At 38.3% G+C, this 13,947-nt stretch carries 11 protein-coding genes; all 11 read right to left on the bottom strand.

Translation table 11 applies throughout. From position 1 onward, the window contains the following. Positions 1-3 precede the first annotated feature (3 nt). The gene (locus tag LKW28_RS00990; protein ID WP_229138473.1) at positions 4-864 is read right to left on the bottom strand and encodes a branched-chain amino acid ABC transporter permease; all 861 of its coding nucleotides are present in this window, start codon (positions 862-864) and stop codon (positions 4-6) included. 71 nt (positions 865-935) lie between these two features. Further along, positions 936-1,643 (bottom strand): ABC transporter ATP-binding protein, encoded by a 708-nt coding sequence (locus LKW28_RS00985; protein WP_229138472.1) that lies wholly within the window; start codon positions 1,641-1,643, stop codon positions 936-938. Continuing rightward, positions 1,627-2,394, bottom strand: coding sequence for an ABC transporter ATP-binding protein (locus LKW28_RS00980; protein WP_229138471.1), 768 nt, complete (start codon positions 2,392-2,394; stop codon positions 1,627-1,629). The genes LKW28_RS00985 and LKW28_RS00980 overlap by 17 nt, the downstream gene beginning before the upstream one ends. Positions 2,395-2,459: 65 nt before the next feature. Beyond that, positions 2,460-3,719, bottom strand: a complete 1,260-nt coding sequence (locus LKW28_RS00975; protein ID WP_229138470.1) for a substrate-binding domain-containing protein — start codon at positions 3,717-3,719, stop codon at positions 2,460-2,462. 102 nt (positions 3,720-3,821) lie between these two features. Then, entirely contained in the window at positions 3,822-4,835 is a 1,014-nt protein-coding gene (locus tag LKW28_RS00970) for a 3-oxoacyl-ACP synthase (RefSeq protein ID WP_229138469.1), read from the bottom strand. Between the two features lie 14 nt (positions 4,836-4,849). Then, a complete protein-coding gene (locus LKW28_RS00965) occupies positions 4,850-6,331 on the bottom strand; it encodes an o-succinylbenzoate--CoA ligase (RefSeq protein ID WP_229138468.1) in 1,482 nt (493 codons plus the stop codon). A 17-nt stretch (positions 6,332-6,348) separates the two neighbouring features. Next, positions 6,349-6,954, bottom strand: a complete 606-nt coding sequence (locus LKW28_RS00960) for a TetR/AcrR family transcriptional regulator (protein WP_229138467.1) — start codon at positions 6,952-6,954, stop codon at positions 6,349-6,351. Between the two features lie 118 nt (positions 6,955-7,072). Further along, a complete protein-coding gene (locus LKW28_RS00955; protein ID WP_229138466.1) occupies positions 7,073-10,309 on the bottom strand; it encodes a BTAD domain-containing putative transcriptional regulator in 3,237 nt (1,078 codons plus the stop codon). Positions 10,310-10,423: 114 nt separating this feature from the next. Further along, positions 10,424-10,984: a signal peptidase I gene (gene lepB / locus LKW28_RS00950; protein ID WP_229138465.1), complete on the bottom strand. Its 561-nt coding sequence runs from the start codon at positions 10,982-10,984 to the stop codon at positions 10,424-10,426. Positions 10,985-11,023: 39 nt separating this feature from the next. Further along, positions 11,024-11,644 carry a TVP38/TMEM64 family protein gene (locus tag LKW28_RS00945; RefSeq protein ID WP_229138464.1) on the bottom strand — a complete coding sequence of 207 codons (621 nt, stop codon included), beginning with the start codon at positions 11,642-11,644 and terminating at the stop codon, positions 11,024-11,026. A 139-nt stretch (positions 11,645-11,783) separates the two neighbouring features. Next, a complete protein-coding gene (locus LKW28_RS00940; RefSeq protein ID WP_229138463.1) occupies positions 11,784-13,775 on the bottom strand; it encodes a S9 family peptidase in 1,992 nt (663 codons plus the stop codon). Positions 13,776-13,947: the final 172 nt, after the last annotated feature.

Below are 13,947 nucleotides of genomic sequence, written 5' to 3'. Positions count from 1 at the left end.
TCCTCACCCCTTTGCACCGAATAATCCTTGTGGTCTAAAAATTAATACAACGGCCATCAGCAGCATATTCACTGCTAGTGATAATTCAGGGACATAATAGGCCATGTAAGCCCCTGATAGCCCTACTAAAATTGCCGCAAATAGTGATCCTGTAATACTTCCCATGCCACCAATGACAACAACGATAAATGCGAGAATCGCAAATTCCATTCCCATCTCCGCATAAATTTGTCCGGAATATGGCCCAAGTAATACGCCACCAAGTGCTGCCATTGCAGCACCTACCATAAAAACAAGCATGAAAATCTTTTTAATATTGATACCTAATGATTGGACCATTTCTTTATTAATTACACCAGCTCGAACAATTAAGCCGATCTTTGTATTTTTCAAAATGTAATAAATAAGGAAGAACACTAAGAACCCTACTAGAATAATAAATAAGCGATATTTAATTAGAATAACTCCACCAAATTCCCAGCTCCCACTTAAATAAGATGGGGTTTTCGCGCTTAATTGGTGAGGTCCCCAAACAACCTTTAGCATTTCGGAAAGAACAATCATAACACCAAGCGTAATCAAAATTTGTTGAATATGATTTCCATAAACCGGGGTGACAATAAATTTTTCCATCAACAGGCCTAAGATTAAACCAGTAATCAGGGCTGTAATAATCCCAACTACAAAACTTCCGGTTTGCCCATACGTCCAAACACCAGCGTAGGCTCCCCAAGCAAATAAACCACCATGAGCAAAATTCAAGACATCCATAAGTCCAAAAATTAAAGTTAGCCCCGCTGCAAGCAGAAAGATCAACATGCCTGTCGCAAGTCCATTGATTGTTAAATTAATGATTGCATCCACAAAATATCCTCCTTTCAAAAGAAAAGCGCAAGGCGCCTAGAGCTAGACACCAAAACCTAGTAAATTTCCCGTTAGGCAATTCCTAGATATTGTTTGCGAAGTTGTTCATTTTCCTTTAATTCCTTCATTTCACCGTGATGAACGGTTCTTCCATCGTCAATTATGAAAAATTGGTCTCCGATTGTACTTGCCATAAAGAAGTTTTGTTCAACAAGCACAATCGATGTCTTTGATTTCATTTCCTGGATGGACTCCATCACTTTTTCAACCACAATTGGGGCTAGACCTTTACTTGGTTCATCAATCAGAAGTAAATCATTATTATTCACGTAAGCCCTTGCAATAGAGAGCATTTGCTTTTGCCCACCGCTGAGATTACCGCCTTTTCTTTTCCAAAACTTCTTCAGATCAGGAAATAAGTTCAAAATATAATCAAGACGTTCCTTTGTTTCATCGTTCTCTTTTTTTATGGCTACCTTCATATTTTCTTCTACTGTCAACTCTCCAAATATCCCTTGATCCTCTGGTACATAGCCAATCCCTTTAGACGCAATATGATAGGTGGCAAGACCTGCAATGTTTTCCCCATTAAATTCGATTGTTCCTTTAGCTGGCGGATTGAGTCCCATAATCGACCTAAGTGTAGTTGTTTTCCCTGCACCATTTCTGCCTAATAGAACGGTAACTTCACCTTTTTTCGCTTCAAATGAAACGCCTTGTAAAATATGAAATTGGTCAATATACGTTTCAATTCCCTCCACCTTAAGATGCAGTGTCATCGTACAAACCTCCTAAATACGCTGATTGGACTGTTTCATTGTTCATGATTTCTTCTGGTGTTCCATCTGCTAGCAATCTCCCATTAAATAAAACCATTACACTATCAGAAAGGTCGAGAATCATATCCATTTTGTGTTCAATTAAAATGATCGTTCGATTCCCTTCCGCTTTGATCTTCTTGATAACCTCAAGGATTGCAGGAACCTCCTCAAGTGACATTCCGGCAGTTGGTTCATCTAGGAGCAGAACCTCTGTCTCCAATGCCAAAAGCATGGCAATTTCCAACTTTCGTTTTTCGCCATGTGCCAGATTTTTTGCAATTGCATTTGCTTTATTATCAAGAAGAACAAGCGATAATATGTGGATTGCTTTTTCTTCGAAATGTCGATATTTACGGAAATGCTTAAACATCTGGTATCTGACTCCTGCCACAGATTGAACGGCTAATCGAACATTTTCTAATACAGTAAGATTTGGAAAAACATTTGTGATTTGAAAGGAACGCCCGATTCCTTTTCGTGTACGTGCGGTTGGAGATAGCTTTGTAATATCGTCACCTTTTAAGAAAACTTGGCCATTAGTCGGTAAGAGCTGGCCGCTTAATAGATTGAAAAATGTTGTTTTACCCGCACCATTTGGTCCGATGATTGATTTGAAGTGGTCCTGCGGAACCGTAAAATTAACCTTATCAACTGCAATATGCCCTCCAAATGTAATGGTTAAATCCTTTGTTTCAATAATGTTATTCACGTCACTTCACCTCTTTTTTCTAAAAGTAGGCTTCGGTAGAAATCCTACCGAAGCCTTTTAAAACGTTAATTACGAACTGGTGGAGCTGTTTCCTCAGGGCTTAACTCTCTCAATAAGACTGGAACTGGATAATCTACTCCATCAACCTTTTCTAAGCGAATCGCATATAAAGTTTGAAGTGCTTGATGATCCTCTTCACGGAACGTCATTTTACCCTTAGGTGTGTCAAAGCTCATGCCTTCCATTGCTTCAATAAGCTTTTCTGCATTCGTATCGCCATTTGTCTTTTTAATTGCTTCAACAATGGCTAGTGCAGCAGTCATACCACCTGGAGTAAATAGATCCGGAACCTCTCCATTGAACTTCTCTTTATGTTTTTCAACTAACCAATCATTAATATCATTTTTAGGTAGCTGATGATAGTAAACGGTGAATCCTTCCATTCCAACTAAAGCATCCATTGTAGCAAGTGCTGGAATATCTGGAGCACCTGTCGAGATTTTAATCCCATTATCTTGAACCTTCATATCTGCAATTTGATTCCAAGGTGAGTTTGCTCCCGCCCAAACAACGAATAAATAATCCGGCTTTGATTCAATGATTTTTTGAATATTAGATGTAAAGTCAGTTGCCGTAGGATCTGCATATTCCTCATGAATAATCTCAGCACCTAATTTTTCTGCTGCTTCCTTAAATGCTGCTACTCCATCACGGCCAAATGCATAATCAGGAGCAAGTGTTGCAATTTTCACACCTTCTTTTGCAATAGCCGCTGCACCTGCAACCGCATCCTGTGAAGAATTACGTGCCGTTCTAAAAATGTATTCATTCCAGTCTGCGCCTGTAATACTGTCAGCTGCAGCTGGTTCAACAATCATAATTTTTTCATATTCCTCTGCTAGCGGAAGAACGGCTAATGTATCAGCTGAACTTGAAGATCCAACTAGGAAATCAACTCCGTCTTCTTCAATTAACTTAGTTGCTTTTTGAATCGCAACCTCCGGTTTTGTTTCAGTGTCCTCTACGAAAAACTGAATTTTTTGTCCATTCACTTCCATTGTTCCGTCAGTAGCGTATTCAAGCCCTAACTCAAATCCTTGCGTTGATTGTTTTCCGTAGGATTCAAGTCCACCACTTAATGATGCAAGCACACCGATCTTGATTGGATCCTTTGCTTTTGTTTCTTCCGCTGGTTTGTCTGAATCACCAGAGCTTGGTGTCTCTTCTTCGGTAGTCGAAGATCCCGAACTACAAGCTGCTGCAACCACCATTAGCATGGCAAGCAAGCTTAAGAAAAGCATTTTACGAAATGAGAATTTCTTCATTTTTCCTTCCCCCTTTTTCATCATAAAAACTGTAAAACCTCCTGCGACAATCGTACTTGGTAATAGTTACATTCTAGTTACAGTAGATCATTTGTATATAATTCAGCTAGCCTTCCATTGTATAGCAGTGGCTGCCCATGTGTAACCTGTTCCAGCACTTACCGCTACGCAAATATCCCCATTTTTTAATTTTCCTTGTTCGTTAGCAAAATGGAGACCAATACAAGGGTCAAGAGCGGACATATGTCCATGATGATCTAAATAAACTGTGTTTTCTTCTGGTATTTGTAATGTTTGAAGTAATTCTCTAAACATGGAGCGTTTCGTATGAAGTGGGAGAAGAACTTTTATGTCTTGAGGTGAATATCCACTATTTTGTACTGCTTGCCGTATAACTCTTTCGAAATTTGGAATCGATACAGGGTCAAGCCGTTCTTTCATGCTGGACGGATCAAGAACGTCGATATAATGCTGTCTATTTTTTACTGTTTCCAAGCTTGGAAACAATTTGGAGCCTCCGGCCGGTACACGAACATCTTCATAGAATGAACCATCCGTGATGATCGAGCTTTCAAGAATTTCACTTGTGGTAGAATTTTTCGTTATTAATGCCGCCGTCCCGCCATCTCCAAAATTAAACATAAACCTAGAACGAGGATTATCATAATCTATAATTTGAGATTCCTTACAGCCTCCAACAAGGAGAATATTTTTGATTTTTTCATCAGATCGAAGCATATCCTTTGCTACTTTTAAAGCAATTGGAAAACAAGAGCTCACATTCATTAATTCAAACGCATAGGCATTTTTTGTCCCCAGCTCATATTGAAGTTTAGGTGCACATGACCAAACCAAGTAATCCTTATGAGGACTTCCAAAATAGATCACAATATCAATCGATAGAGGATCTATCTTTGATAGGATTTGTCTGGCTGCTTCGATTCCGAGGTCTGTTGCTTGCATTGAATCATCCGCCACATGCTTTTGATACAAACCGAATTTTTCAATTATAACCTGTTCAGAAATTCCAGTTTTTTTAGACAATTCCGTTGCTGTTTCAATTCCTTTTGGAAAATATACACCTGTTGCTTCAATTCCAATCTTATCTGTTCTCATGTTTTACCGTCCTTTCATAAATTCACTAGAAGGTTCTTTTGGATTTTTCCAGTCGCATTCCTAGGGAGTTGATCAATAAATTCTATTTTTTTCGGAATCTTGTATTTTGCTATAAATTGATTACAATATTGGATGATTTCTTCTTCTGTTACTAAACTCTCCTTCGTTTTTACAACAAAAGCTACCGGGACTTCTCCCCATTTCTGATCGACAACCCCAACAACAGCTACTTCTTCAACATCTGCTAGCTTCCCAATGATTTGTTCAACTTCTAATGGATATATATTTTCCCCGCCAGAAATAATCATTTCCTTTTTCCTTCCAACAATATACAAAAATCCTTCGTCATCAACCCTTGCTAAATCTCCGGTATACAACCATTCATCGCGAAGAGCCTCAGCTGTTGCTTCCGGTCTGTTCCAATATTTCTTCATCACATTTGGTCCCCGAACGATAAGCTCTCCAACATCGCCTTCTTTAACAACATTACCCTTTGAATCTATTAATTTGTACTCACAAAACAAAGCTGGCTTTCCAATTGAACCCATTTTTCGTTCGGCATCCTCTTTCAAAAGCATAAAGAGGGTAGGTGATGTTTCGGTCATCCCAAATCCTTGGCCAAATAATAACCCCTTATCAAAAAACGCTTTGATAATTTCAAGTGGACATGGGGCACCTCCATTGTAAAACCAGCGAACAGATTTCAAATTTGTTTTATCAAACGACGGACTATGTAAAATTGCCTGATGAATTGTAGGAACACCCATTACGATTGATGCCTGGTGCTGTTCAATCATCCTTAAGGCCCTCTCAGAATCAAATTTCCCCTCAGGTAGTATGATGGCCCCACCAGCATACAAAGTTGGAAATGCAAATAGGCCTATACCTCCTATATGAAAGAGCGGAAGTAATAAAAGGGAACGATCACTAGATGTGATATCAATTGCGAGCGAATTATTAATCGCATTCCAAAACATATTATTCTGTGTCAGAACCGCTCCCTTCGGTTTTCCAGTTGTTCCGGAGGTATAACAAATCAAATAGGGAGCGCTTTCATTAATTTCAACTGAAACCTTCTCATTTCCAACTTCTAGGCATCTTATTGTGTCAATGGATATGATTTCTTTCAGGCTAGTTTCCACTTCCAAAGCATTGGATGTTTGTTGATAGATGTCTTCTATAAAAAGTGTCTCTGACTCACTATCATTTATCTGATAAACAAGTTCATTTACTGTTAAACGAATATTAAGAGGGACCGCAATACATTCCAGCTTAGCGATAGCAAATAATAATACTATGTATTCATATCTATTTTGAGACAAGATTGCGATACGGTCCCCTCTTTTTATATCCAACTTAAGTTTTAAGTGTGAAGCTAAATGGTTTACATCTTGACTAAGCGTTTTATAGGTAATTTGTTCCTTTTCTGTGATAATGGCAATACGCCTCGGATGTAATTCAGCCCTTTTTTCAATCCAGTAAGCAATGCCCTGCATATTTTGTACTCTCCCTTCTATCCTTTTTTTAACCCTTCAAAAACAAGCGTCATTGCTGCCTCAAAAGCCTCTTCAGGAACGTCCTGCTGTTCCCAATACACCCATCTCATACCAAGAAACTGACCAATCGACATCAAGCAATAGGCAACCGTTTCTTGATCAATCTCTTTAAATTCTCCTACACCTATTCCAGCAGACAAACTTTTTGAGAATCCATTAGCAAGTTTATCGTAATACCAGCGATAAAGATCCTTATCCACAACTACCGCTTGTTGAACGATACTATATAGATTTCTACGGTCCTTGACCCAAGTAAAGAAGGCCTTAAATCCTTTCCGTTGTGCTTCCTCGAAGGTTTTAGCTTTACCCATTTCTTCTTTAATGGCCAAACGAAGCTCCCGGCTATATTGACGAATGAGTTCATCAAAAATATCTTTTTTGGATGGGAAATAATTATAAAAGGTCCCCTGTGCTACATTTGCTTCTTGTGAAATATTTACAATTGAAGTCTCATAGTATCCCTTTTGTCCAAATACCTCTTCTGCTGCTCGTAGTAGTTTCTCTCTTGTCTCTAAACCTTTAGGGGTCAATACTTTTTGATCTGAGTTTGTTGTTTCTGACACCTGAATCACCTCTCAATTTTTATTATATACATAATATCTGACTTTTCAATATGTTTTTAAAAATAAAAAAATAAACCATTCCAAGAGGATAATGGTTTATCAAAAAAGTAAAATTAAGTTAGGGCTGATGCTGAAGAACCATGTCGTACATTTGTTTAGTAGGTTGCATTGGGTCGACTCCTAACTCATCTTCCAATGCTGACACACATTTTTTGTACCATTTAATCGCTTGAGGTCGATTGTTTTTATGGTAGTAGCAAAACATCAATAAACGATAGGCTTCCTCCCACGTCCGGTCCTTAGCTAAAATTTGTTCGCACCAATAAATGGCTTCGTCAAACTCTTCCGATTGTACAAAGCTTTGTGCAATCCGTTCAGACCCTCGTAAAAACAATACTTGAAGGCGTTCTCTTTCACTTAAACACCAATCTTCATATCTGCGATTGGGTAAATAATCACCCTCATAATACTCCAGTGCCCGTCTTAAGCATTTTATAATCTGCTCGGAATCTTTCTCATGTAATCCTGCGTGGATCCATTCCTCAAACTCAATAATATCAAGCTGATAGCCTGCTTGTTGATTAAGTCCATAAGCTGAACCTATTCGCTGGATGAAAAAAGGTGTTGATCTTGCCACTCGGTTTGGCTCCAGTGCGTTATTTAATGCATTTAATGCCACCTTAAAGTCTCTAGCTGCCGCCGCCTCATCATGATCAGGCCATAGAGTCGCAAATATTTCTTCTCGGTCAATCATTGTATTTCGCAATGTAACAAAGAGCTCAAGCAGCTCCTTTGCCTTCCCGCGTTGCCAATCGGATTCTTCCACCTCTTGGCTGCCAAGCCACACTCGGAATCTACCTAATGTTTGAATGCGCAATGTGTAGCCAGGATGGGATGTAATATTTGAATAGCCCAAATTATTTAGGAGCTGATTGACATATGCAAGATGAATTCCTTCCTTTTGCGCATGGAGTAACAATGGAACAACATTATATAAATCCAGCGGACCGAATGTTGTGCGTTTTGTCAGGATAAAGTCATAGCCCCCAACCTGCATATTTTTTAGGAAACTAGAAATGACTTCATTAAATGTGACTTTGTCTTTTTGGTGATAATGGAGAAATGCTAACCAAAGCTGTGTTAAAACAATCCCGTATTGATCACCACAGTTTGTATACAAAGCTTCACATCTTTTCAGATATATGTTCGCGTCCTCGCATTTTTCATTATGGACAGATGAAATACCCATACATAGTAAAATAAGTGCGGATAGCCAAGCATCCTTTACCTTTTCTGTTTCCTTCAAGGCTTTATTACCAAATTCAATGGCACGATCATGCATTCCTCTATTTCCGTATAAAATACATAAACCCATTAAAGGCTCTGCTTTTCCTCTAGCCACATTTAATTCATCCATTATTTCAAGCGCTGTTTCATAGCACTGTGTTGCAAGTGAGGCATCATATTTATCCAGTAGCTGTACCGCATGTCCCATCCGCATCCAGCCACATGCTTCAACAAACGGTGCCTGAAATTGAACTCCCTGTTTAATTCCTGATTCCGCGAGTTCTTTGGCAGCTTGCCCATTACCCATAAATGCCTCAATTAACGATAACAACAAGTCTGTTTCACGGTGGGATTGCTGTAAATGTACCGTTTTTTGATTCTTTTCAACTACTTTCCGTTGAGACAGAATTTTTTTTGCCTCAACTAGCTTTCCAGTTCGCAAATATAATCTTGCTTCTAAGTTTCCATCTAAAAGTGGAATATTTAGCTCTCGTCCTTTTTCATACCATTTTTTCGCTTTATTCGCGTGTCCTGCATTAGCCAGATTTTCAGCCATTAATTGATATACTCTACTCTTATCTTCGCTTGAAGAAGCTTTATTCTCTTCAAGTGCTTCAATTGCCTGTAATAAATATCGCTCTGCTTTTCCCGGTTGGATTGTATCAAGATAAATTTTCGCTTGTCCTTCATAAGCCTTGCTTAATCCCACTAAATCTCGTGCAGATTTAGCAAAGCGAATAGTTTTTATGTAACAATCCTCGGCCTCGTTATAGGAACAACGGTATCTTAATGCTTCTCCTTTGTATAGCCACAGTAGATAATAATGATTCATCAGTGATTCGGGAATCTTTTTAATCCGATCAAGCAATCCTTCAAGCTGCCCATTTTGAATCATTTTCTCTCCATAGTGGTGGAGAATTTCTGCTATTCTTTCAAAGTCCTGGGTTGCCTCAAGATGGTAGATTGCTTGATTAAAATCTCCTATTCTTTGATAAAATCGAGCGGTTTGAATATGAAGATTATCGAAATGCCTCTGATTTGTTGAAAATAGACGCTGCTCCAGAAACTCTTTAAACAATGCATGGTAACGGTATTGACCTTCACCAATAGATAATAAAAAGAGATTATGGTCTGAAAGCTCCTTTAGCATTTCACCTGAGCTTCTAATTCCTAAAACTTCATCGCATACTTTTCCGTTTAATTCATCGAAAATACACGTATTCTCTAGAAATTGTTGAACCATTGGCGGCTGTTTCAAGAACACTTCCATTGCGAGAAAACGAAACAATTCATCAAGTGATTTCGATTTATTATTGAGAATCGCTTCTAATCCTCCACCCGAAGAGATCTGCCCCCGAATCATTCCAATCGCGATGATCCACCCTTCTGTTAATGAAAAGATTTTCTTAATATCCTGTTCAGTCAAATCCCCCTCATAAAAATCACTTAAGAGAACTTCTACTTCATCAAATGAAAACATAAGGTCGCGCTGTTTAAGCTCGAGGAGTTCCCCTTTCACCATCATTGAAGTTAGAAAGTCCCAGTTTGGTTTTATCCGACTTGAGATTACAAGATTTAAATTCATTGGAAGATGTTGTATCAACCATGTCATCCAATGGTCAATTGAGGAAGAGTGCTGAATTAAGTGATAGTCATCGATAATAAGCATGACATCCTTATTTAATACAGTTATCTCATTTATAAACAACGAACAAAGCGTTCTTATTTCTTCATCACGTACATATCGTTCAATATTTTCAGCAAAAAGAAGTAGTTCTGTTCCGAAACCTTGGTGATTCTTTCGAATTGCATAGACTACATATGTTAGAAAAGGAATAATATCATCATCATTTGTACCGACACTATACCAGCAGGACGTATTTTTCTGATCATGAATAAAGGATGCAAGTGCAGTTGTTTTTCCGTAACCTGCTCCAGAATGCAGGATGGTTAGCGGGTAGCGTGGAATCGTTTTCATTTTCTTCATTAACGACGGTCTACGTAATATGATATCCTTTAAATTTGGTGGAGTTATTTTAGTTTGTAGAACTTGTATTTTAGTCCCCATTTCAAAACCTCCCTTCCACTTTCACAATTTTGGTACTATTTTATCATATCCAAGCCAAAAAAGAACTCGAATTTCTGCTGAGCTCTTTGAAATTGTTATCGAATTTGAATTTTTTTAATATAATAATTCCATTTTGTCGAATGGCCAGTATTTAATATTTACCTTACCAACAACCTGTTCCATACTCACAAATCCGAAATGGCGGCTATCCCAGCTGTCTAAGCGATTATCTCCAATAACGAAAAGATGATTTTCTGGGACTGTTGACTCTCCTGCTACTTCCTCAAGGGTGAAGTCACCTGTTAATTGTCCTGTAATTAATCCTTCTTTAAATTTGTTTAGGAATGGTTCAGGAACACTTTTTCCATTTATATAAAGGACGTCATCCCTATATTCAATGGTGTCTCCAGGCAAACCGATGACTCGTTTTACAAAATCCTCTTCTTTATTTTTGTGAAATACAATAATATCAAAGCGGTCAAGCTCCCCAATTTTCATTCCAATTTTGTTCACCATTAAGAGGTTACCATCCTGAAGTGTTGGCATCATTGATTCGCCTTCAACTATATAGTTTGTAAAGAAAAAGGTCCGCAAAAACACAACGATGACGAGACTGACGCCTAAAGCTTTAATAAAAGAAAAGGTCTGCTTATTTTTCGCTGGGGTCTCCTCCATTCCAACTCCACCCTTCGTTTTAAAGTGTTAGTATTAGTGTTAAGCCTCATCCTCTTTAAGGAGCTTTGGCTTTACTTTTAACCATGCTTCAACTCTTTTCCCAACAATCCAAAGGACAAAAATAATAACGACAACGATAATCGTACGGACTGGCTGTTGAAAAAGAGCTCGTATATCATAGCCTATGAAGCTAATGGTGAATATCATTACTAATTTTCCACTTAAAACGGCTAAAACAAATTGAGGAATACTTACCCTCGATAGCCCTGCTACCAAATTAATCACCGCTGATGGGGTGAAAGGAAAGCATAATAAGAGAAATAATGGCCCAAACCCATGTCTTTCTACCCAGTTAACCAGATTCTTTACTTTTTGATGTCGACTGACAAATGAAAAGAATCGTTTTTGACCGTACTTACGAACCAGGAAGAAGACGAGCAAAGAACCACCAATGGCCCCTATCCAGGAATATAAAAATCCGAGCCAAAGCCCAAACGCATTTGCATTGGCCACAACAAATGCCACTAAAGGCAGAAACGGGAGAAACGCTTCTAGCATTGGAAGAAAAATTCCAGGCAAGGGACCAAATGACCGGTATTCCCCTAACAATTCTTCAATATTTTTCATTGTAATGAGTTCTTTGATTGTTTCAATATCCATACGTATCCCCTCGAAAAAATTCAATCCACTTTGCGGATTCATTTAATTTATCTTACTTCATATTGTACACCCATTTGGGCATTCCTACCAAAAAATTTCATAGAAAAAGACACTAGCTTACCACTAGTGCCTCTAAATCTTATATAAGATAATCTACAAACCAGTCTTTAATATGGTTAAGACGTGACAATCTTAATTTGGGATTACCGCTTCTTGATAATTCATGGTTACTTCCAGGGAAACGAACAAATTTAGTTGGTTTCTTTTGATGCTTTAATGCCACGTAGAACTGTTCAGCTTGTTCGATTGGACAACGGAAATCACGCTCACCATGGATAATTAATAAAGGCGTCTCCACATTACCCACATACTTTAGTGGTGAATGATTCCATAATTTTTCAGCATTCTCAAGAAGATTTCCTTTTAGCTCCCATTCAGTAAAGAAGTATCCAATATCACTTACCCCATAAAAGCTAAGCCAGTTTGAAATTGAACGTTGAGTAACTGCTGCTTTAAATCGATTTGTGTGACCAACAATCCAGTTTGTCATGAAACCGCCATAGCTGCCACCTGTGACACCAAGCTTTGTTTCATCGACAAAATCAAAATGTTCGACTGCATAATCAGTTGCTGCCATAACATCTAAATAATCCTTTCCACCATAGTCACCACGAACAGCATCAACAAATTGCTGACCATAACCATGACTGCCGCGAGGATTTGTGAAGACAACAACAAAACCTTTACCTGTTAACACCTGAAACTCATGGAAATATGTATCTGCATACATCGCATGAGGGCCGCCATGCACTTCAACAATAGTCGGATATTTTTTACCCTCTTCATAACCATATGGCTTCATAACCCAACCATTTATCTCCCAGCCATCTGGAGCGGTGAATGTAAAGCTCTCAGCCTCTGATAATTCAACGTCTTCCAAAAAGGCTTCATTTACATTTGTAAGTCGATTTAATTCACCGGTACTTAAATCCAAATGATAAAGGTCGCCTGGCTCTGTTGATTTACTTATTCCTACCACTGCCTTGTGATTATTTACCGTAAATGCGAATACATGTTGATTTTCAAATAACGATGGATACATCTCGCCTTCAATGGATCCATAATAAACTCCCGTATTTCCATGGTTAGATAATAGGAAATAGAAGCTCCTGCTATCGTCATTCCATATAACTCCTTGATTTGAACCACCTAATTGAAAGTCCGCAGCAACACAATCTCCAACATATGCATCTAGCTCACTGGTTAAGCAAGTTAACTCTGCGTTATCATTTGTATACAGCCAGATTTTCGGTAATGTTGCACCTGAAAATTCCTGTTCATGCCCAATAATCGCAATATATTTGCCATCTGGTGACCAAGATGGCAAGCCAAAGTTACCAGTACTAGCCGTAATCTTATGGTAGCTTTTATCTTCGACTGACATCACATATACATCAGAGATTAAATTATAATCTGAATCCTCACTTATATCACCCACGAATGTGATTTTCGTTCCATCTGGTGACCAATCGCCTGCGGCGTAATCAAATTCACCTGATGTAAGCTGCTCTACTTCACCAGAAACAACGTCAAGTACTGCGAGATGTTGATTCTTATTATCCAAAAAGCCTGCTGTATCTGATTTATAACGAATTCGCTCGACAACCAATGGTTCAAGCTTCTTTTCATCTTCATCCTTTTTCTTGTTTTCTTTATCTTTGATGCTTTCATCTGGAGCTAATGAGGTTGCAAATAAAATTTTTGAACCATCTGGAGACCAAATTGGATTTCTGGCACCATTCATACAATATGTAATTTGCTTCGGTTCTCCACCATTTGCATTCATAACAAAAATTTGCTGTTTTCCTGAACGATTTGATACGAACGCGACTGATTCTCCATCAGGTGACCAACGTGGCGATCCATCCCGAACATTCCCATAAGTCCACTGTGTAACCTTCCCATCAACTGTTCCAACATATAAGTGAGAATTATACTCATGTTTTTCTTTATTTATTTCTGTCTCCACAAACACGAATCTCTGCCCATCTGGAGAAAATTGCGGATCATTAACTGTTTTTAATTCATATAAATCCTCGGCAACGATTCCTCTACGCTTTTTCTCTGTCATCCTTCTCCCATCCTTTATCACAGAATTGTCAAAGTAGAATAGTACTACCTCATTATGCACTACAATTAAATATATTTCGACACTAGAAATATATTTCCCTTCATGTTTCTTGATTCTCCTAAAAAAATATTGTATTATATGTACAAACATATGTTCTTGAAAGAGGGATAAT

This window comes from Bacillus sp. REN16 (assembly GCF_020731355.1).
In the GTDB taxonomy this organism is placed as follows: domain Bacteria; phylum Bacillota; class Bacilli; order Bacillales; family Bacillaceae_L; genus Ferdinandcohnia.
Note: the sequence above shows the minus strand (reverse complement) of the source record. Positions and strands in the feature narration are given on the sequence as shown.